This is a genomic window from Scytonema hankhaensis NUACC26 (assembly GCF_045865695.1).
Lineage (GTDB): Bacteria > Cyanobacteriota > Cyanobacteriia > Cyanobacteriales > Nostocaceae > Scytonema.
Genome location: NZ_BAACAP010000224.1, coordinates 39,226 through 59,358 on the forward strand (window position 1 = coordinate 39,226; position 20,133 = coordinate 59,358).

The window sequence follows — 20,133 nt, forward strand, 5'->3', positions numbered from 1 at the left end:
TTTGAAGAGTTGAACTTGTTGTTTAGCTTATTACTAAACTAGCTGAATTATCAACAATTTTATTTTCAAAGTAGGAATGCACAACTTCATTAATCTCTGACATAAATTTCTGACTAGAAAATAAATTTCTTTGTTCCTCTAAAGATTGTATGAGTTGATATTGCTTAGCTGGACTCTTGAAAAGATTGACAATCTTTTCAACAGCTTCCACTTCAGTATTAAAAAACAGATCTTCATTTTGTTGACCTACTATTTCAATTTGTCCGCCTACACTTCTAACAAAAGGAATAGCACCAGCTTTAACCATTTCTGCAATAGAAATTCCAAATGGCTCTTTCTTATAGTGAATACCATACTTGCATTTAGTTAAAATTTTTATATATTCCTTATAAGGAAGATTTTCATATAAAGTAATCCAAGATGAATTTTCTTTAATTATCTTTTTAATGAAATGATTATACTTCCATCCATAAATTCCCCCACCTCCACCAGTCAAGTAGAGTTTAATATCAAAACCTTGTTCTCGAACTAACTGAAGGATGTTAATGACTCTATGTGGCTCTTTCATTTTCACTATCCTACCACTACAGATGAAAGCGTCTTCCTTCTCGCTCCAAGGTATATTTGAAGTATTCATAACAACAGGAGGAAATACGACTTTGGCATTTACACCATAAGTTTCTTTAGCAACATTTGCTACATAATAAGAATTTGCCAAAGAAATATTTTCAACCAGTTGTGTTTCAGAAAAATTTGATATTTTTTGATAAAAAGGAGTCGCTTCGATAACTTTTATCCAATGTATATATTGAATTCCTACTTTACCAAGATCCATAGCATTATATGCAGATATAACCAGATCGTAATCTTGATTATTTTGTTTAAAAAATCTGATTAAAAAATGCATAAAAAGAAATCTTATTTGTGGGCTATTAGCTATCAGTAAATTGCAAAGATAGCTAAAAAAACTTGATGCTAATGTTTTCACTTTGATATTTTGATTAGACAAATTTGTTCCATACATGGAATTTAGTCTTTCAAAATCAATATGACTAATTGTAAATAATGTAAGTTCATATCTTTCTTTAAGTGCTTGAAGCATCCATAATGCTACTGCTTCTGCTCCGCCACCTGTAAAATAGGGATAGTAAATTGCAATTTTTTTCATAATTCTAAACCTGTGTTGTTTAAGTTATAGGAATGCGTTTATTTAGCAATAACTTTGACTTTGAATAGATTAGTATTTAATCGCTCTGTAAAATTTAAAAAAGAATCAATTAATTTAAGTTAGCATTTTTAAATAACTCATACTATTTAATAAATCGATGGCAGAATAATAAGAGCCTTGAATTAATTCATTTTCTTCTTTAGAATTATCTACTAACCCATCAGCTAGTAAACGAAGAAACCCTAGCATTGAGTTGAGGCGTATACGAATTTGATGAGAGATGTGCATTAAAGTAGTATTTTGAGTATTGGTAAATTTTGTTTGTTCTGTTAATGCAGTTTCTTTCAACCTGATTTGCAATTTTACAGTCTCTTCAAAAGACTCTATAGTATTGAGAATTTCAACAGCTAAGTTAAAAGATTGGTCAATTAGTTCTTGTCTGTTTTGAGATTTTTCTAAAGTTTCATCAAGTAGTAAGCGTAGGCAATCGATCATGGGGTTGAGTTTAATCTGCACTTCATCAGCAATATGCTTTAACCTTTCATCTCGACTAATTTGAACTTCGCCCTGTTCGGCAAATTGCATTGAATACAGGCGTGAGTAGTAACCTCCTTTTTGTAAAAGTTCTTCATGAGTTCCCAGTTCTACAACTTGTCCTCGATCCATCACGGCAATTTGATGAGCTTTTTGTACTGTAGAAAGACGGTGAGCGATCACTAAAGTTGTACGATCGCGACTCAAAGCATCAATAGCTTCTTGAACTAAGCGTTCAGAAACAGTATCTAAAGCACTCGTTGCTTCATCAAGAATGAGAATTTCTGGATTTTGTAACAGTGCGCGGGCGATCGCTAATCTTTGTCTTTGTCCACCAGATAACATCACACCGCGATCGCCAATTGCGGTATCAAACCCTTGAGGCAATTTGATAATAAACTCATAAGCATTTGCTTGCTTTGCAGCTGTAATAATTTCTTCAGAAGTTGCTTCAGGACGTCCATAAGCAATATTATTTCGTACTGAATCATTAAAAAGAAAGGTATCTTGACTAACGATACCCATTGCCTTTCTTAAAGATTGCAAATTGAACTCTCGGAGATCGACTCTATCAATAGCAATACAACCAGAATTAGGATCGTAAAACCTAGGCAATAAATCAGCTAACGTTGATTTACCAGCACCAGAACCGCCTACTAAAGCTAGAGTTGTGCCACGTGGTAAATATAACTCAACATCTTTGAGAACTAACTTATCATTTCCAGGATAGCCAAAAGATATGTGGTTAAAATGGATTCCCTCATGTAATTTTGTATAAGTCACTTTACCATTAGCCATGAATGGTTTATTATCACGCTGTAAAAAATCACTTACAATATCCATACTCGCAGAATTATTGGCAAAAGTACTGCGAAGAGTATTTAATTGTGAAATTAATGGAAGGACTCGTAGTAGTACCAATAAATATGTCAAGAGAATTGCGGAAAGTGAAGCTATTCGATCTGCAAATAAAACTTTTCCTAAAAAAACAATTAGAATAATGGATGCAATGCCAGTGACTTCACTGATTGGCGCGATTACTTCACTTAATAGCTGAGACTGAAATTCAGCTTTTTCACGAGCACGAATTAGCGTTAGAATTTTTTGATATGTTCTTTCTTCGTTAGCCGTTGCTTTGACTAATCGAATTCCGCTCAATGTTTCTAGCAATGTATTGGTTAAATTCTTAGCCATATCACTAAGAACTTTTCCAAAATGTTTTGAACGGGAAATTGCATATTGATTGACTAAGGCAACTAAAGATAGTAAAAGTGTCGAGCAAATAGTTAATTGCCAAGAAATTGACATTAAAACAACTAAAAAAACTAAAATTGTAATAGCAACTATTGTTAGTGTAATTAAATTACTGATAGAATTAGCAGCTCGAGAAATTTCTGTATTAAATCGATTCATTAAGTCACCAAGTTTCATCTTGGTGTAATAATTTATATCAATATATAATAATTGCTTTATAGCGAATTCTCGAATATCAGAAACTAACATTCTTTTTAAAGAACTAGATGATAATGTACTACTATAACTTGCTACATTCTTTAAAAGAATTATCAAGACAACTGATGCGGACATGACTATCAATCGATAATTATCTGAAACATTATCAAAAGGAGCTAGAATCATTCTAAGAATAGAAGGTGCATTATTTAGCTCTATCTTTTGTCCAATAATATTCAAAACTATTGGTACAATTAACGTTGTACTTACTCCATTAAATAAACCTCCGGAAAATCCTAGTAATATAGTTAGGATAATTCTAGTTATGTGGGGTCGAGTAAATTGTATTATTAGCTTATTTGACAACATAATATAATAATTTTATTAAGTTATATGGCATTATTTGTTTAGTAATTTCATAGAAACTTTAGAAAAAAAGATACAAATGAATGTATTTAAAGAAATACTAGAAATCTTGAAAACAAAAATTTAAACAAGAGTTTCTTGCCAAAGTTCCCACCTGAGATCGTAATGTCCAGCCTGTTCTGAAGGGTACCAACCAGCTTCAATTTTTTCAATAATTTTTGGCAATGCTTGAATAAAATCTTGACTCCGGTTGATGGGATGAAGAGTCCATGCTCGCTCGGAAGCGATTGTGGCTCTAACATAAGAAGTCTGTTCCATCTTTTTCGATACCATAACCTCCCAAGAATCTAAAGCTCCAGCCCCAGTTAAGTTACATAGTATTGTCTGTATTTGTAAAGGCAAAGCATTAATAAATTCTCGTCGGAAGGGTCGCCAAATAATTGGAATTGGGAGAAAAGAATCAAAACGTTTGCGATTGATTAAATAAGCACGACTGCTAAAGAATTTAAAGCGATAAAATCCGGCTAGATCGTACTCATATTTAAATTTTTGATGTAAACTGCCATCTTTAGTAGGCGGTCCCGTCAAAGGTCTAATAGCTATCACCTCTGGATTTTCTTGCATAAGCTTGATACCATGTTCTATCCAGCTATAACCTGGTTCTTGGTATAAAAGCATATCGCTATCAAAATGAAGCACGTAATCACTTTGACAATTTTCAATTTTAAAAATTGTACCGAGAATTGGATAGCCTTTATAGTTATGTGTAGGTCTTATAGCACTACCAAAGTGTTTTTTATAAACTCTCTCTCGAAAACTTTTTGTATAGTCAAAATTCACAATTTTATCTACTATATTTAAAGCTTGCAACTGCTCGCAAGCATTACGTAATTGTTCCATTGTTCCAATACCGGGACGATTAACTTTGTCACCTGAGAGAGGAGCAGTATCTACAGCTAAAACGCGCTCGTTAAAAGGAAATTTACAAGTCCTAACTAGATGCGGGATTGTATGCATCATAAAAGGAATATCTGTCCTGGCAACCATTATTGAAAGCGAACAACTAGGATAAGTCATAATTTTTTGAAAACTAACTATACAGATATTTATAAATTTTGAACAATTTTTGAGAGGACAGTAGCCATAGCATTCAGACTATAGTACTCAATACATCTTTTTCTAGCTAACTCTCCTTGCTCATTTGCTTTATCTAAATTTTGGAAGATCCATTGAATTTTCTCAGCAATTTGTTCCGGACAACTAGGATCGACTAAGTATCCAGTATTACCTAAAATTTCTGGAATATCTCCTACACGTGTTGCTAAAATGGGTTTTGCCATCGCCATACCATCGGTTATTTTTAAGGGAAACTGAGCCAAAGCGGCTGGAGTATCTCGTTGTGGGACAACAATTATATGTGCTGCTGACACAATTTCAGGCATAGCTGTAGGTAGTGCTTTAGGTAATTGAATAATCCAACGTCCCCATTTTTTGAAAAGTTGAGAATCGTAGTCATCGTAAGGGCTACCACCTACGATCGCTAATCTTAAATCTGGTTCGTTCAGTTTATCTAAAGCGATTAAAACATCTTCAACCCCTTTATATGGTCTTGGCGCACCGGGAAACATTAAAACGCGATATCCAGAAAGCCCATAACGCGCTCTACTTTCTTCTGAATTATATTTTTCAGGATTAAACAAATTCGTATCTTTACCATTAGGTACATACACCCCTCCAAACTTTGACTTCAAAAATTGAGTGTGTATGGTAACAGCATCAGCACGATTAACCATGTTTTCCATCCATTTCAAATAGAAGGGATGATCTGGATACCTCAATGCACCATTTGATTTAAAAACATCTCTATATAATTGTTTGATAGAGGGGCGGTATTGCCATTTCTCACCACCGTACCAACTTAGCTCCCAATCGTCTATATCCAAAATAACAGGTCGATGGCTTCCCATTTTTTTTAACATAGACAGGCCAAAAGTTGTTGTTTTTGGTCTCATAGCATAAATAATATCACCATCAACCTTTTTCAAAAGTTGAGAAGCTGCTCCAAGAAACTTCGGATAGTTATGACCGTTTAATTTATAAATAGGTATTTCAGATTGATTTGTTGTTGCTGTCTCATTACTAAAATCAAAACCTAAAATTTCTACTTTATATTGAATTTTATGAAGTGCTTGAGCTAATAAGAAAGAACGTACTGCACCACCCCATCTTCCCGCTCCCGCACTTGATAAATCGCTTACTAATATAGAAATTTTTAATGTTTTTTTGTCTTTCAGTACAAGCATAATAATTTATCTTTATATAAAAATATATAAGTTTGATAGTTTCAATAAGATATAGAAAAGTGTAAGTAATTAATTAAATTAATAATTACCCCAAAAATATAACTTTATTTTTACTAATAGCTAAGAGTGTTTTTACTGAAAAATTAGAAAGACTTAGAACGATTGACAGTAAAAATCAGTAAAATTACGAACCCACTACCTGCATACCTACGAACTAGATCCTCTAGAAGTCCGCCAGCACATTGACTTTCGAGATTTTCTAATTCACCATTCCAAAGAAGCACAACGCTACGGCGATCTGAAATTCGCCCAACACTTTACCTAACAAGGATTTTAACCTTTTAAATTTAATGCTGCTCTTACAAAAGAAATTACTTTTTTCGAGCGAGGACCGCGATATTTCTCGTACAATAGAAAGCTAGGAGTGATATTTCTAACGTTTCTGAAAATTCTGAGAGCCAATCTATTATTTATCAAAATTTTTTTGTGAAGTACGCGAACTGGCATAGGTACTATATCGAGCAATCTTTCAAAACTTTCCTTTTCTTTTTCTCTAATTGCTTCTTCTAATAGATATTCCAATCCTACAGAGCAAAATTGATTGAGTTCCGAATAATTTTTAGCGATCGATTCATAGAAAAAAAGATAATAATTTTTCATATACTTCCAATTGTTAGTTCGATTTGATTGATGCTTAGTGTAGTAAGCTCCAATCATTGGAGTGTATACAAAATTTGCCCCTGCCTTTAAAATAGCTACAGCAAAATATCTATCTCCCAATGCTTTTAAATGTTCGGGAAAATGTGTCTTACTCAATACACTTCTCTTCATTAAGATAGCTTGTTGAAGAGCTGGATGAGGCGAACTTGCAAGAAAGTCAGGAATGAGTAAGCGTTGAATAAATTCTTCTCTCGTTAATGAACCAACAATATTGTCTTGAGTACTGGCAATTTTGTCATTCACATCTATAAATACTCGTTGATAATCGGAATAAAAAACTATATCTTCATCAGATTGAACCCGCTCTAAATAGCTCAATTGAAATCTTATTTTGTCTTCATGAATCCAATCATCTGCATCTAAAAACTTAATCCATTCACCCTTAGCTTTTTGAAAGCCAAAATTGCGAGATGAAGGCAGACCGCTATTTTCTTTCTGATAGTATTTAACTCGCGTGTCTATTTGCATTAATTGCTCGGCTACTTGCTCGGTGCGATCGGTAGAACCATCATCTATAATCAAGCATTCAAGCTCAGTAAAAGTTTGTGATAATACACTTTTAACTGAACGAGCGAGGTAATGACCTTGGTTAAAGCAATTAACAATAATCGATACTAATGGTGCCATTTGTCAGTTGTCCTTATGTGTCTTATCTCCTCGTATTACACAGATGTCACCTTGTATTTACATTGATTGCTACTAGTTATCATAAGTTTAATAGATTATGGCGGTTCTCACTTGAACCCAATACAGTTTTATGGGGTAAGCGTCCTCGCCTGCTTAAAACGGGCGAGACGCCCGTTCCACAAAACCATTGTTCCACAAGACCATTGTTTCATAAGACCATTATTTAATGTAATGTATTGTACCCACCCGTTAATGTAATGTATTGTACCCACCCGAGAACCTCTATAATTCGTCAGGAGTTACAAAAAATGCAAGTCATCCGCCTAGCAGCACTCTCGGACAATTACATCTTTGTGCTACACGAGCCAAATCAAAATATTGCTGCTGTTGTCGATCCAGCAGAAGCAACTCCAGTTTTACACAAACTACAAGAACTACAAGCTGAATTAGTAGCTATTTTCAACACCCACCACCATCACGATCACGTTGGCGGGAATAACAAGCTCATTCAGCAATTTCCACACTTAACAGTTTACGGCGGTGCTGAAGATAAGGGTAGAATACCAGGACAAAAGGTGTTTTTACAGCAGGGCGATCGCATTTCATTTGCAGACCGAGAAGCTGATGTCTTCTTTGTTCCCGGACATACCCGCGCTCATATTGCTTACTACTTTCCCCCGACAAGTCCTAGTGAAACAGGTGAATTATTCTGTGGCGATACTTTATTTGCAGGAGGTTGCGGTCGTTTGTTTGAGGGAACACCAACACAAATGGTAAATTCCCTTAGTAAACTTCGCTCTTTGCCAGATAATACTCGCGTATGGTGCGCTCACGAGTATACGTTGAAAAATTTGCAATTTGCCCTAACTGTTGACGCAAACAATACTGACTTACATCACCGCATTGAAGAAGTCAAAGCTAGACGCAATCGAGGAGAAGCTACCGTTCCTTCATTGTTAGGAGTCGAAAAGCTGACAAACCCCTTTTTACGTTGGGAACAACCAACGTTACAATCGGCAGTTAACAGTCGCGATGCAGTACAAACCTTTGCACGATTGCGGGGAATGAAAGATAGGTTTTAGCAAAAAAAGGTTGCCATCGTATAATTTTTTTGCTAGGATCTTCAAGTTTGATATGTAAACGCTCTTGCTTCTCAGGATACAGCTACTATGTAAGCGATCGCACTACGAAGCTCAAGCGATTAATATTTTAAAGACAGTAGAGAAACAAGAACAAAGATGGCGAAACGCATACAGTTAGTACTAACCCAAGACGTAAGCAAGTTGGGAAAATCCGGCGACCTAGTAGAAGTCGCTCCTGGCTATGCTAGGAACTACCTAGTTCCCAAAAAATTAGCAACTAAAGCAACTCCTGGAATTCTGAAGCAAGTTGAGCGGCGGCGCGAACTAGAACGTCAGAAGCAACTGGAATTGAAGCAACAAGCTCAAGAACAAAAAGCAACAATAGAAAAAGTTGGTAGTTTCAACATTGCCAAACAAGTTGGTGAAGGTGACGCTATTTTCGGTACTGTAACCACCCAAGAAGTAGCAGATGTTATTCAGCAAATCACAGGTCTGGAAGTGGATCGCCGTGGTATTACCATACCAGACATTAGCAGGTTAGGGACTTACGAAGCTGACGTTAAGCTGTTTACAGATGTAACAGCGAAAGTCAAAATCGAAGTGGTAGCTAGCTAAAGAGCTTCTAAATAAAAAATCTCTCCAAATTTATTGTGGTACTTCCACAATAACATCTTGTGTAGGAAATCTTGTGGTGCGGAGAGCAGCGCCGTGCGGGGGTTCCCCCCGTTGAGGCGACTGCGGAGCTTCTAGCCCGCCACTTGTTAAGAACGGGCTGGAAGCCCGTACCACAAGATGGATAATTTATTTCTTGGAAATTCCAAAATAAATTTCTTGTAAAAAAACATACGTATTGTAAAGAGACGTTGCATTGCAGCGTCTTTTTATTAGACAGACAAATTTTGGTTTATAAGAGTAATAGTTCATTTGTATTGAAAAACCATAAACAAATTCTTTTATGTCTGAAGAACTTAACTTTCAAGGCAATGCCATGGATCGCCTGCCTCCCCAAAACATAGAAGCAGAAGAAGCTATACTCGGAGGTATACTGTTAGATCCAGAAGCAATTAGCAGGGTACGCGATCGCCTAGTCCCAGAAGCCTTTTATATCAGTGCTCATAAAGATATTTATCAAGCTACATTACGCTTACACAGTCAAGGGAAACCCACGGACTTACTCGCGGTTATCAACTGGCTCAATGACCATGATATGTTAACCCGTGTTGGTGGTAGAAATAAACTCGCAACCCTGGTAGATCGTACAGTGTCAGCCGTTAACATCGATTCTCTAGCAGAGTTAGTCGTGGAAAAATTCCTGCGGCGTCAGCTGATCAAAGCAGGTAATGAAATCGTACAACTAGGTTATCAAACAGAAACCGAACTCCCTGTTGTTCTCGACCAAGCAGAACAAAAAGTTTTCAATGTTACCCAAGAACGCCCTCAAGTGGGGTTAGTCCATATTGAGAACTCCTTAATTAATGCCTTCCAAGATATAGAGACTCGCAATCAAGGGATCGCTTTACCAGGAATTCCCTGTGGTTTTTATGACTTGGATGCATTAACAAGTGGTTTTCAACGTTCCGATCTGATTATTGTTGCGGGACGTCCGTCCATGGGAAAATGCGTAGCATATGATACAGAAATTCTTCTAACAGATGGCTCCGTCTCTACTATAGAAGAAATTTATCATCGTCGGGATGCAAAATTGCTGACATTGAAAGATAATTGGCAATTTGAAATAACTCAACCATCTGCATTTATTGATGACGGTATAAAGCCTGTTTTCCGGGTGACAACACGACTGGGACGGTATGTTGAAACAACGATCGCTCATCCTTACCTCACTATTCAAGGATGGCGTCAACTTTCAGAATTGCAACCGGGCGATAAAATAGCCGTACCACGGAAAATAAATGTATTTGGAACGAACACAGTTCGTGAGTGTGAAGTTAAATTATTAGCCTACTTTATTGGCGATGGGTGTTTAACAGACACAACTCCAGAATTTACTAACACTAACCCTCTGATTCAGGAAGACTTCACCCATGCTGTTCTTAGCTTTTCTTCTCAAATGAAAGTTCGTACAGAAATTTGTTCTGAACGAGCACCAACATTTTCTGCTATCAAAAATCGGGGAGAAAAAAATCCTGTGACTGAATGGCTGAAAAATTTATCATTGTGGGGGAAAAAAGCCGACCAAAAAATGGTTCCTGCTTTTGTTTTTCAACTAGAGCGATCGCAGGTCTCATTGTTTCTTAATCGCCTATTTGCCACAGACGGATGGGCAACAGTTATTACAAGCGATCGAGCGCAATTAGGATATTGTACTGTTAGCGAAAAATTGGCAAGACAGTTACAGCATCTACTACTACGCTTTGGTATAATTTCAGCTTTAAAAAAGCGATTTGTTAAATACCAAGAAACCCGTAGAATAGCTTGGCAACTAAATATTAACGATGCTCTATCAATCAAAACTTTTATTTCAGAAATAGGGATCTTTGGCCAAGAAACAGCTTTTTTACAGGTACAAGCTGCCTTAGTTAATAAGAGATATCAAACTAATTGCGATTTAATTCCAGTAGATACAAAAGATACCCCACCCGCGCTATCGCGCACCCTCCCCTTACCAAGGGGAGGGTTGGGGAGGGGTGTACTTCATTTAGATGTAAAGCGCTGTATATGGGAACAAACAGCAGTTGCTACAAGTGATATTTATTGGGATGAAATTATTTCAATTGAGCCAGTAGGCTATAAACAAGTATATGATTTGACAATTCCAGAAACTCACAATTTTGTTGCCAATGATATTTGTGTTCACAACACTGCATTCTGTTTAAACCTTGCTCACAACGTTGCAGCTTCATATAAATTACCAGTTGCTGTATTTAGTTTAGAAATGTCGAAAGAGCAACTCGTGCAAAGATTATTAGCCAGCGAAGCAGGAATTGAAAGTGGCTACTTGCGAAGCGGAAGAATTAGTCAAACACAATGGGAACCTCTAAGCCGTGCTATTAGTACGCTGACGGAGATACCAATTTATATTGACGATACTCCCAATATTACAGTCACAGAAATGCGGAGTCAGGCACGACGCTTACAAGCAGAAATCGGTTCCGAACTCGGTTTGATTATTATAGATTACTTGCAGCTCATGGAAGGAGCCGGAGATAATCGGGTACAAGAATTATCAAGAATCACTCGTAGTATCAAAGGTTTAGCTCGCGAACTCTCTGTTCCCATCATTGCTTTATCTCAGTTAAGTAGAGGAGTAGAATCTCGCACCAACAAGCGACCAATGTTATCTGATTTACGCGAATCGGGTTGTTTAGTAGGTGATAGCTTGGTAACATTAGCAGATAGTGGAGCACAAGTACCGATTCAGTCATTGGTGGGTAAAACGGGGTTCAAAGTTTGGGCGCTGAATGAAGAAACAATGCAGTTAGAAAAAGCAGTTGTTAGTAATGCTTTTTCTACAGGTGTTAAGCCAATCTTTAGACTTGTGACTCGCTTAGGACGAACAATTCGAGCAACAGGAAATCACAAGTTTCTCACAATTCATGGTTGGCAACAACTTGATGAAATGCAAATAGGCGATCGCATTGCTTTACCTCGACCTTTACATTCTGCTAACACTAATAGAGACGTAATACCTCGTGATATTTGGAAACTATATGCTATTCCATTAATGCAGCAGTATGGTATGACTATACGTCAAATGCAATCTTCTCTTGGCATTGCTCATTGTGGTACAGCTCTCTATAAACAAAATTTGAGCCGAGAAAGAGCAGCAAGATTGGCTAGCGTCGTCAAATCCGAGAAATTAAATTGCCTAGCTAACAGCGATATCTATTGGGATGAAATTGTCTCAATCGAAGCTGATGGTGAAGAAGATGTTTATGATTTAACAGTTCCTAAACTTCATAATTTCATAGCAAATAACATTATCGTTCACAACTCTATTGAACAAGATGCGGATTTAGTCATAATGCTGTACAGGGACGAATACTATAACAGTGATAGTCCCGATCGCGGAATTGCCGAAGCCATCATAGCCAAACACCGTAACGGTCCAACGGGTACTGTCAAACTCTTATTCGATCCACAATTTACCAAGTTTAAAAATTTAGCGAGACCGGGTGGGTATTCATAATTGGGTAGTGGTTAGTTGTTAGTTGTTAGTTGCTTTCTGTCTACTAACTACTGTACGGGCGCAAGGCATTGCGCCCCTACTAACTACTCTGTACGGGCGCAAGGCATTGCGCCCCTACTAACTACTCTGTACGGGCGCAAGGCATTGCGCCCCTACTTAACATCCAACAATTCCACATCAAAAATGAGGGTAGCATTAGGTGGAATCACTCCACCTGCACCGCGAGGACCGTAACCTAACTCTGGAGGTATAGTCAACTGGCGACGACCTCCTACTTTCATAGTGCTAAGTCCTTCATCCCAGCCTTTAATGACTTGTCCGACACCAAGTTTAAATGAAAATGGCTGGTTGCGATCGCGGGAACTATCGAACTTCTTGCCATTTTCCAAAGTACCTGTATAATGAACAACAACCGTCTGTCCAGTTTTAGGAGTTGCGCCAGTTCCCTCCTTAAGTTCAACATACTTTAATCCAGAGGATGTAGTAACGGCATTAGTTTCAGACATAGCTTTGCTTGCAATTAAGGTATTGTTTTCAGTAACTTGAGTGGGTGCTGGAGTATCGGTCATCTGTGCTGCAATAGCAGTGTTTCGATCTTTAACACTAACTTGTGCCACAACCAAAACGACAACACAAACCAGCATGACACCCACGCTGAGTAAAATTGCTTTCAAAATAGTCCTCCCCACTAAGGAAGCCTGGTAATGAGATGACCAGCACGACAAAATTTAGTTTAAAACACAAAGCGCACCACTAACGCCAAAGCTTATTTTCTAAATCGCGGATTTGACGCTCCAAACGGTCTATTCTACCACGCAATTCATCCACTTCTGACTGACGAGCAACACCCAAATCTTGCAACATATTCCGTAGTTGCCGTTGCATTTGGGTATCCCAGGTTCCCTGCTCCGACTTTAATTGCTGTACCATATCATCCATAACCGCTTTCGCTTGTTCGGGATCGAGCTTGCCATCCCTAACGAGGCGATCGCTTGCTTCCTTCACTTTATCAGCCACCAGAGATGTTGTACCAATACCCAACATTAATAACTGCTGCATCCAGTTGTTATTGTCCATAATACCTTTCTATCAGTTGATTCAAAACAAAAAACCCTTTTTCATAAATCTACGCTATAGACCTATGCCACTAAGGTTAATTAATATAGAGTACAGATCTATTGTGACAAACAAATACGGGGACTCAATAGTGTGGTTATCGAGCTACTCAAGGTGAAAATTCCGTCCGATATACGGGAAAAATTTATCCAGAAAGATGCAGAAATTTGGACGGCATCACTTGCCAAGTATCCGGGGTTCCTGGGAAAAGAGGTATCAGGTGAGAAAATTCCCACAAAAGTGAGTTTTGTTCTCAAAAGCATCATTGAAGTAGATAACACTACTTAATAACTTGCTTACGGTGAAAGGTTATTTTTGGTACGATACGCTTGCTCTGGATGAGTAGGCTTGTCTGGATATCGCAACTCTAGTTGACCTGTTTTTACCATTTTACTGAGATAACTAACTCGAAGTGTCGTTGCAGAGCGATCTAACAACTCCTCAAGTTGCCTATGAGTTAAAAACCTGTCTTGACAAAGCTGGCAAATTGTTTGCCCCATCAACTCACTTGGTACTTTCCCCTTGTTTCTTACTGAAGCAGCTAAAGCTTTGAGTGATTCCCAAATATCGGAGCTCGACTCCAAATGATCGGAGCTCGACTCCAAACGATCGCAGCTCGGCTCCAAACGATCGGAGCTCATTTTGTCTGCTCTCAATTCTGATAATGAATCTTGCGGACTAATTTCTTCAGCTAACCCATAACTTTGACTAGCTAGGTCAATTTCTGTATTAGATTCCTCACCTGCAAAAAAGTAAAAAGTACCGCGAGTAGCACCAGCAGACACGAAAAAACCATCTTTGACAAGCGCAGATAACTCCTTTGTTAAATCATGTGGATGAGTTGATGTCATAGATTTGAGCCGAGTATGGGTTACTTTCCCCTCAATGGCTACTGTAGCTAAAGCAAGCTGTTGCTCCTGAGATAACTCTCGAAACGAAGAACCAAAACGCTTATCAAGCTCTTTCAATGTTTCTTCTGGTAGTAAATTAACCATCAGCATTGTCAATAGAGTTTGGTCAGGTTCTACCCTGACCATCAAGTTCTGCTTGCAAACGAGCGCGTTCTGCGGAGTCGTTCCCGTAAGTTAATAATGCGTTCTACTCCTTCTGTTGGCAAGAAGGAATAACAGATAATTTTTTCCGCATTTTGTCCAATTCGGTCTATCCGTCCTGCCGCTCCGAAATACCTTCACTCAGAACATCAGTAGCAATTAGAACACGTAATTCGTTGGCTGGTGAAATGCGATCGCGTTTTCCATGACTTACAGGGCTAAATCTTCTTACCAATTCAGTTGGATCTTTAGATTGACCTGTGACTCCCGCAACATGAGTAACATTTCTTGCCTGCAAATTGTCAGTCAAATATCGTACTGTATCGGCAAATTGAGTAAAAATTAGTACCTTATCTTTAGAGTGAGTTTGCGTTAGCAGTTTGACTAACGCGACGAGTTTTTCATCTTCTTTGGGCTTCCACTCGCCACAATATTGTAAGACGTTGATAAGCGCTTTGGCATCTGCTAATAAATCCCGTTTTAGTTTTTTAACATCAAAAAGAGTAGAACGCAGCCATTTAAAACGCCGTTTATATCGAGTGGTATATTCTTTGTAAATTGACTCTGCTTTTTGACGAAACCTCTTTTCTGTAGCTCCCATTCCTGTTACAGAAGCAGAGATTTCTTCTTTCTCTGTTGAAGAAACAAGGGAAATATCTTCATCGTCTGTTTCCACGTCAAACAAAGTAGTTACCACAGAATCAGTATCTTCACTTTAGCGTAGAGGCGATAGTTATCTACATACTCTTGCCACATTTGTACCAAGTTTTTAGGGCAAATAATCAGGGTTTCTAAAAAACAATCTTCTTGTAAGATTTTGGCTAGGGCAGTGCCAACTAATGTTTTCCCCAAACCAACCACATCTCCAACTAGTACACCCCCACGTCTGGTAACATGGCGTGCTGCAAGTTGAACGGTAGCTTTTTGGAAATCAAACAAATTCCTAAATTCACGGGGTATGCGAAATTCTGTTAATCCCGCGATCGCTTCATGAGATAAATGATAAGCAATCTTCAGATAGATGTGATAGGGAGGTATTAATTCTTCCCTCGCCCAACTCTCATCAATAATTTCTGCCAGTTCTTTGGAAATATCTACACAGCCGTAATCTTGCCAGCGATCGTCAAACCATTTTTGCAATTTTTTACAAGCATCATGGTCTAAAATATCAACATTTAACTCTCCTTGTTTTGCCAGTCCGGGCAAAGTCAGGTTACTGCTACCTAGGAATCCAACACAAGGAGTATTAGGGTCATTTCGATGTACAAGGTATAACTTGGCATGGAGGGAGTGAAGCAGAAAGAGTTTAATAACCAGTTTCTTAGTTTTTAACTGACAACTCAACCGTCTCAACCCTGCTTCATCCTGATTGGTAGGCGCACCGAGCGTCAGTTGTTGACGCAATTCAGCTGCCATCCGTTTTTTCAAACGCACGATCGCGCTGTTATCAATACGACCATCACCAGTACCAAGCGTAAAAGCAGCATGGACTTCATCACTAGGCAAACTTTGCATACCAATGAGAAGACGGCAACAAGAGCCATCGCTACCAACGTATTGTTCAATCAAATCGTCAATTTTCTGCCAGCCTCTCAGATTAAAATAGCCAACGCAAAAGTCTGCCCGATATGACACTTTTAACGTCTCGCGTAAAATCGGCAGCAGTTGCAAGTCAATGTTGTTAAAGATGCGCGGCATGATTCTTTAGTGACGGATATCAACCCCAACCAATTACCTTACTAATTTCTTACGGTAATTTCAAGGAACGGAAGGGTTTAGCAAGGACAGCAGCGAGTTAAAAACCTGTAAGGCTTTCTCGGTCAGATTCTTGAACTTTAGCTGTCACTAAGATAACAGGAATTGGTTGAGTTGCGGGATTAGCTTTAAGTTGTTGTCATGTTGTTCGACTATCTCTATCGGGCATAATCATATCAAGCAAGATAGCAGGTGGTTTGCGTTCTGCAGACAACTTAATTCCTTCCTCAAAGCTAGCCACCCAAAAGGTAATTCAACTGAATTTGAATGTTTGTAGTTGAACCCGCAACGAGAACAGCATCATTAAACTTGGGTGGACCAGTTCGGATAACTGGGTTTTCTGAAAATCCAAATCCTTCAAGTGGAATTCCCAAACCATTACGATTCGCTTTTTTGTCGCTATTGGTATCATGGAGAACAGCAACAGCATAACTGCCTGGTTGCAAATTTTTAAAGGTGACGGTTAATGGCATTGTTGCGATCGCTACGCACTGACTTTGTATAGCGCTGGAACTGTTGCTCGGAAAGCCTTTACTGCTTGCAAATAAACTTAAACAAACTTGTCCTGTGTGTACATCATAGCTTTTTAAGGGGGGTTAGGGGGATTGGTAATAGATTGTAATGTAAGCTGATACTTTGAACGAGGTGATTTACAGCTAGATATATCGAACTTGATTTTGCATCTCGTCTGCTGTCACTTGATTGAGAATTACCAGCAAACGTTTTGCAATTTCTTGAGGTGAGCGACGAACAGCAAAAATTACACCATAATGCATCTGACTTGAATCAAAATACATCTGCACGAGTTCTTCAAAATCTATTCTATTGTGAGTGATTAGCGTTCTTGCTTGACTCACAGCATAGGCAAATTGCTCTGCATCCGTTGCATGGAGTTGTCCTGCATCTCGTGCAGTAATCGCATCAAAACCTCTCGCTTTAAGCAATTCAGCTATCAAGACATTAACATCTTCATCTAAATACAAACTAATAAAAAGACTACTCATATATCTCTAAGCAATGGATCGATTAATTCATCTGAGATATGGTTTCGTTCAATGTAGCTATTAATTTCATCTTGATGATCGCTGTAATAAGTCAATGCGCTAAATACCTGTCCCAAGGTAAGATGAGGCATCCCTTTAGGAATTTCTTCAGGGGAAACACCCATACGCCAAGTTTCGACAATTGCTCTAACAGGTGTACGGGTTCCCTCAATAATTGGTTCGCCGCTTAAAATTTCATCATCTCTAACAACATAAAGATATTTTGTTGCTTGAACCATCGCTGTCTCCAAAATTATCTATTACTTATTGTAGCGTTTGCACACTTAACAAACCAGAATACTCAACTATATTGGCACATTTTAAATAGTGAATTAAGTCGTACCTTAAAGCCTTAAGCAATAGTTGCGAGCAAAAGCTAGCCGCCCAAAAGATAATTCAATTGAATTTGAATGTTTGTAGTTGAACCCGCAACGAGAACAGCAGCATCATTAAATCTAGGTGGACCAGTCAGGATAACTGGGTTTTCCGAAAATCCAAATCCTTCTAGTGGAATTCCTAAACCATTGCGATTGGCTTTTTTATCGCTATTGGTATCATGGAGCACAGCAACAGCATAACTGCCTGGTTGCAAATTTTTAAAGGTGACGGTTAATGGCATTGTTGCGATCGCAACGCACTGACTTTGTATAGCATTGGAACTGTTGCTCGGAAAGCCTCTACTACTTGCAAATAAACTTAAACAAACTTGCCCTTGTCGGTTTTTCAGTCCCTTAATCTCAACGGTTAACTGACTATTTTGTTTGAGTCCCGCAAAGGATGGACTCGCTATTCCTCCAATCAGTGGAAAGACTAAGGCAATCGCTAGAAATTTCAGCAAGTTTATCGGTTGTCTTACTTTTATTTCTTTTGAACTGAGAACAATCGGTAACTGATTAGCTCTGTGCATTTTACATCTCCTTTATTTTTATAAAATTCTGCCGAACGTCCGGTAGTTTAAAAAATTAACAATGTAAAAGTATATAAATACGCTAAAACTCTTACAAAGGACAAATGACAAATAACAAATGACAAAAAAAATTAGTGCCTTTGAATTCCTTCTAGTAAAACAAAAATCATCTCATTAACTATCTCCTTCTTATAAGACAAAGGTTCTGAAGAATAGACAACAGAAACACTTTCTAATAAAGACAGGAGAAAGCCGACAAGCAATTTAGGTCGAACAGCACTGATTCGGCGATTTGCTCGAGCAGTAGTAAAGACTTGTCCAACAGGTTCAAAGATGGCTTGGTTGACTGCGTTTGAAAGACGTACCCTAGCTTCCTGACTGAGAGAAGGCATATCTGCCTGCATCATACTGTGGAAGTTTATGGGTTGTTGGGAAAGAAACCAATCGGCAACTCCTTCTAGTTGCGATCGCAACTCTCCCTCCTCTCGACTTAGCACGTTTTGTAGTCCAACGCGATGACGTTCAAACAGACGCTCCCTGACAGAAACAAAGAGTTCTTCCTTGCTTGGAAAATGATAATAAAGCGATGCTTGACGCATTCCTACGGCTTTAGCAATGTCACGCATTGTTACAGCAGTGTAGCCTCGCGCTTGGAAAAGCGATTCCGCCACGTCAAGAATGCGATTTCGCCCATCGGCTTGTTTATCTGAGATTGGAAATTGAGAATCGGGAATCAATATACTAGCGAACGCTTGGTAGGCTGAATTGATAAAAAATGTAACAAGAACAGAGGTACTGTGTCAAGAGCTAGTGCGATTTTAGATTGAGAAAGCTTTATCTAAGTAATTTTGTAGCTTTTACTACAATTTTTTACTTGTACTTTGTTATGCATCTGCAAGACGCCCCCATAATAGTATACGTTTGTACGGAAAAAAGAACGGGCTTTCATCTTCTAGATACTTCATCAACTTCTCTCGATACCGTTGTACAAATCGCTCGTATGTTTCTGTATCTAGTTGTTGTTCATAAGTAGTCAGTAATGTTCCCCGATACCACTCTATAACTGCTTCTCGTGATGGCAATATATGTCCGTATATTTGCAACCTCACTTCTTGTTCTACAAACCCCAATTTATAAAGTAACCGCGCATACTTTTCTGGCGATAGCACCTCTAAGCGCCGTATATATCCCCCCAGTTCTTGACTAAATTCCTGTGCTACCTCTGCTGCTACAGTATGTACTGGTTCTGAGTTCATTGCAGGAACTTGTACAGCAAGTTGTCCCCCTAATTGCAGTTTTGCACGTAACTTTTCAAATAATGCCTCGTGTCCTGTTACCCACTGCAAAGCAGCATTAGAAAACACTAAATCAAATTTTCCTGTGACTGAGTTTTCTTCAATATGTCCTTGTACAAACCGTAACCCGTGTCCTTCAAATTCGCGTGCTGCTTGTAACATATTCTCTGAAGCATCCAACCCGATTGTCTCTAGTGCTGCTGTTGTTTCATGCAAATATTTTGTCAACTTTCCCGTCCCACAACCAAGATCTAAAACTCGCATACCCTCTTGGCGGCGTACCATATTTACTAAGTCATAGAACGGACGGCTTCTTTCTGCTTGAAATTTTTCATACTGGGTGGGATTCCATGTATCACTAATTACCATATTTTTACAGCCTCTAATTCTACTATGAAAGACAGAGCCTTGGTCACTGGTCACTCTTAGAAATACATCTACTGTAAGGAATAGTTACAATTTTTGTATAGCAAGTAACTTTTTGCTCAAATAGTAAAAAATCGCTTTTAGTTACAGCTATTCAGAAGCGCAAATAGCTGTGGAGCACATCCACGGCGAATATTCAA

Annotated in this window: 19 protein-coding genes and 2 pseudogenes; 5 read left to right on the forward strand and 16 right to left on the reverse strand. The window is 38.4% G+C overall.

The genetic code is table 11. The features are described 5' to 3' along the window. Positions 1-22: 22 nt before the first annotated feature. The 4 genes from ACKTT2_RS32070 to ACKTT2_RS32085 form a co-directional block, all read right to left on the reverse strand. On the reverse strand, positions 23-1,168 hold the full coding sequence (locus tag ACKTT2_RS32070; RefSeq protein WP_407894374.1) for a glycosyltransferase: 1,146 nt from the start codon (positions 1,166-1,168) through the stop codon (positions 23-25). Positions 1,169-1,282: 114 nt separating this feature from the next. Continuing rightward, positions 1,283-3,523, reverse strand: coding sequence for an ABC transporter ATP-binding protein (locus ACKTT2_RS32075; protein ID WP_407894376.1), 2,241 nt, complete (start codon positions 3,521-3,523; stop codon positions 1,283-1,285). Positions 3,524-3,643: 120 nt separating this feature from the next. Beyond that, entirely contained in the window at positions 3,644-4,540 is an 897-nt protein-coding gene (locus ACKTT2_RS32080; protein ID WP_407894379.1) for a hypothetical protein, read from the reverse strand. Between the two features lie 86 nt (positions 4,541-4,626). Then, entirely contained in the window at positions 4,627-5,823 is a 1,197-nt protein-coding gene (locus ACKTT2_RS32085) for a glycosyltransferase family 4 protein (RefSeq protein WP_407894381.1), read from the reverse strand. Between the two features lie 199 nt (positions 5,824-6,022). Here ACKTT2_RS32085 and ACKTT2_RS32090 point away from each other — a divergent pair, with 199 nt between their 5' ends. After that, positions 6,023-6,148, forward strand: coding sequence for a GrpB family protein (locus ACKTT2_RS32090; RefSeq protein ID WP_407894476.1), 126 nt, complete (start codon positions 6,023-6,025; stop codon positions 6,146-6,148). 8 nt (positions 6,149-6,156) lie between these two features. On the opposite strand, the gene ACKTT2_RS32095 is transcribed toward ACKTT2_RS32090, so the two are convergent. Continuing rightward, positions 6,157-7,170: a glycosyltransferase family 2 protein gene (locus tag ACKTT2_RS32095; protein WP_407894383.1), complete on the reverse strand. Its 1,014-nt coding sequence runs from the start codon at positions 7,168-7,170 to the stop codon at positions 6,157-6,159. 308 nt (positions 7,171-7,478) lie between these two features. Here ACKTT2_RS32095 and gloB point away from each other — a divergent pair, with 308 nt between their 5' ends. The 3 genes from gloB (at position 7,479) to dnaB (ending at position 12,399) form a co-directional block, all read left to right on the forward strand. Next, positions 7,479-8,252: a hydroxyacylglutathione hydrolase gene (gene gloB, locus ACKTT2_RS32100; protein ID WP_407894385.1), complete on the forward strand. Its 774-nt coding sequence runs from the start codon at positions 7,479-7,481 to the stop codon at positions 8,250-8,252. 156 nt (positions 8,253-8,408) lie between these two features. Next, a complete protein-coding gene (gene rplI, locus ACKTT2_RS32105; protein ID WP_407894387.1) occupies positions 8,409-8,867 on the forward strand; it encodes a 50S ribosomal protein L9 in 459 nt (152 codons plus the stop codon). 340 nt (positions 8,868-9,207) lie between these two features. Continuing rightward, entirely contained in the window at positions 9,208-12,399 is a 3,192-nt protein-coding gene (dnaB, locus tag ACKTT2_RS32110) for a replicative DNA helicase (RefSeq protein ID WP_407894389.1), read from the forward strand. A gap of 152 nt (positions 12,400-12,551) precedes the next feature. Here dnaB and ACKTT2_RS32115 read toward each other — a convergent pair whose 3' ends face one another. Both ACKTT2_RS32115 and ACKTT2_RS32120 read right to left on the reverse strand, forming a co-directional pair. Further along, a complete protein-coding gene (locus ACKTT2_RS32115; protein ID WP_407894391.1) occupies positions 12,552-13,073 on the reverse strand; it encodes an FKBP-type peptidyl-prolyl cis-trans isomerase in 522 nt (173 codons plus the stop codon). A 79-nt stretch (positions 13,074-13,152) separates the two neighbouring features. Further along, positions 13,153-13,476 carry a phasin family protein gene (locus tag ACKTT2_RS32120; RefSeq protein WP_407894394.1) on the reverse strand — a complete coding sequence of 108 codons (324 nt, stop codon included), beginning with the start codon at positions 13,474-13,476 and terminating at the stop codon, positions 13,153-13,155. A 132-nt stretch (positions 13,477-13,608) separates the two neighbouring features. Here ACKTT2_RS32120 and ACKTT2_RS32125 point away from each other — a divergent pair. Continuing rightward, a pseudogene (locus ACKTT2_RS32125) lies at positions 13,609-13,770 on the forward strand (TIGR03792 family protein); the annotation flags it as partial. A gap of 41 nt (positions 13,771-13,811) precedes the next feature. On the opposite strand, the gene ACKTT2_RS32130 reads toward ACKTT2_RS32125, so the two are convergent. From ACKTT2_RS32130 to ACKTT2_RS32170, 9 genes and pseudogenes are all read right to left on the reverse strand, one after another. Further along, positions 13,812-14,552, reverse strand: a complete 741-nt coding sequence (locus ACKTT2_RS32130; protein WP_407894397.1) for a hypothetical protein — start codon at positions 14,550-14,552, stop codon at positions 13,812-13,814. 124 nt (positions 14,553-14,676) lie between these two features. Then, entirely contained in the window at positions 14,677-15,264 is a 588-nt protein-coding gene (locus tag ACKTT2_RS32135; protein ID WP_407894399.1) for a helicase-related protein, read from the reverse strand. Next, positions 15,258-16,265 carry a phospholipase D-like domain-containing protein gene (locus ACKTT2_RS32140; RefSeq protein WP_407894400.1) on the reverse strand — a complete coding sequence of 336 codons (1,008 nt, stop codon included), beginning with the start codon at positions 16,263-16,265 and terminating at the stop codon, positions 15,258-15,260. The genes ACKTT2_RS32135 and ACKTT2_RS32140 overlap by 7 nt, the downstream gene beginning before the upstream one ends. Positions 16,266-16,555: 290 nt before the next feature. Next, a pseudogene (locus ACKTT2_RS32145) lies at positions 16,556-16,885 on the reverse strand (DUF2141 domain-containing protein); the annotation flags it as partial. Between the two features lie 93 nt (positions 16,886-16,978). Beyond that, the gene (locus ACKTT2_RS32150) at positions 16,979-17,326 is read right to left on the reverse strand and encodes a DUF5615 family PIN-like protein (RefSeq protein ID WP_407894402.1); all 348 of its coding nucleotides are present in this window, start codon (positions 17,324-17,326) and stop codon (positions 16,979-16,981) included. After that, positions 17,323-17,604, reverse strand: coding sequence for a DUF433 domain-containing protein (locus tag ACKTT2_RS32155; protein ID WP_407894404.1), 282 nt, complete (start codon positions 17,602-17,604; stop codon positions 17,323-17,325). Before ACKTT2_RS32155 ends, ACKTT2_RS32150 begins: the two co-directional genes overlap by 4 nt. Positions 17,605-17,741: 137 nt before the next feature. Further along, the gene (locus ACKTT2_RS32160) at positions 17,742-18,272 is read right to left on the reverse strand and encodes a DUF2141 domain-containing protein (RefSeq protein WP_407894406.1); all 531 of its coding nucleotides are present in this window, start codon (positions 18,270-18,272) and stop codon (positions 17,742-17,744) included. A 131-nt stretch (positions 18,273-18,403) separates the two neighbouring features. Next, complete coding sequence (locus tag ACKTT2_RS32165; protein WP_407894408.1) at positions 18,404-19,009, reverse strand: TetR/AcrR family transcriptional regulator; 606 nt, start codon at positions 19,007-19,009, stop codon at positions 18,404-18,406. 147 nt (positions 19,010-19,156) lie between these two features. Continuing rightward, positions 19,157-19,936, reverse strand: coding sequence for a methyltransferase domain-containing protein (locus tag ACKTT2_RS32170; protein WP_407894410.1), 780 nt, complete (start codon positions 19,934-19,936; stop codon positions 19,157-19,159). Between the last annotated feature and the right edge of the window lie 197 nt (positions 19,937-20,133).

Coding starts and splice junctions, on each gene's coding strand:
- ACKTT2_RS32170 (WP_407894410.1), bottom strand. CDS start 19,936: ATGGTAATTAGTGATACATGGAATCCCACCCAGTATGAAAAATTTCAA.
- gloB (WP_407894385.1), top strand. CDS start 7,479: ATGCAAGTCATCCGCCTAGCAGCACTCTCGGACAATTACATCTTTGTG.
- ACKTT2_RS32150 (WP_407894402.1), bottom strand. CDS start 17,326: ATGAGTAGTCTTTTTATTAGTTTGTATTTAGATGAAGATGTTAATGTC.
- dnaB (WP_407894389.1), top strand. CDS start 9,208: ATGTCTGAAGAACTTAACTTTCAAGGCAATGCCATGGATCGCCTGCCT.
- ACKTT2_RS32130 (WP_407894397.1), bottom strand. CDS start 14,552: ATGGTCAGGGTAGAACCTGACCAAACTCTATTGACAATGCTGATGGTT.
- ACKTT2_RS32075 (WP_407894376.1), bottom strand. CDS start 3,523: ATGTTGTCAAATAAGCTAATAATACAATTTACTCGACCCCACATAACT.
- ACKTT2_RS32080 (WP_407894379.1), bottom strand. CDS start 4,540: ATGATGCATACAATCCCGCATCTAGTTAGGACTTGTAAATTTCCTTTT.
- ACKTT2_RS32140 (WP_407894400.1), bottom strand. CDS start 16,265: ATGCCGCGCATCTTTAACAACATTGACTTGCAACTGCTGCCGATTTTA.
- ACKTT2_RS32155 (WP_407894404.1), bottom strand. CDS start 17,604: ATGGTTCAAGCAACAAAATATCTTTATGTTGTTAGAGATGATGAAATT.
- ACKTT2_RS32120 (WP_407894394.1), bottom strand. CDS start 13,476: ATGGACAATAACAACTGGATGCAGCAGTTATTAATGTTGGGTATTGGT.
- ACKTT2_RS32085 (WP_407894381.1), bottom strand. CDS start 5,823: ATGCTTGTACTGAAAGACAAAAAAACATTAAAAATTTCTATATTAGTA.
- rplI (WP_407894387.1), top strand. CDS start 8,409: ATGGCGAAACGCATACAGTTAGTACTAACCCAAGACGTAAGCAAGTTG.
- ACKTT2_RS32070 (WP_407894374.1), bottom strand. CDS start 1,168: ATGAAAAAAATTGCAATTTACTATCCCTATTTTACAGGTGGCGGAGCA.
- ACKTT2_RS32160 (WP_407894406.1), bottom strand. CDS start 18,272: ATGCACAGAGCTAATCAGTTACCGATTGTTCTCAGTTCAAAAGAAATA.
- ACKTT2_RS32095 (WP_407894383.1), bottom strand. CDS start 7,170: ATGGCACCATTAGTATCGATTATTGTTAATTGCTTTAACCAAGGTCAT.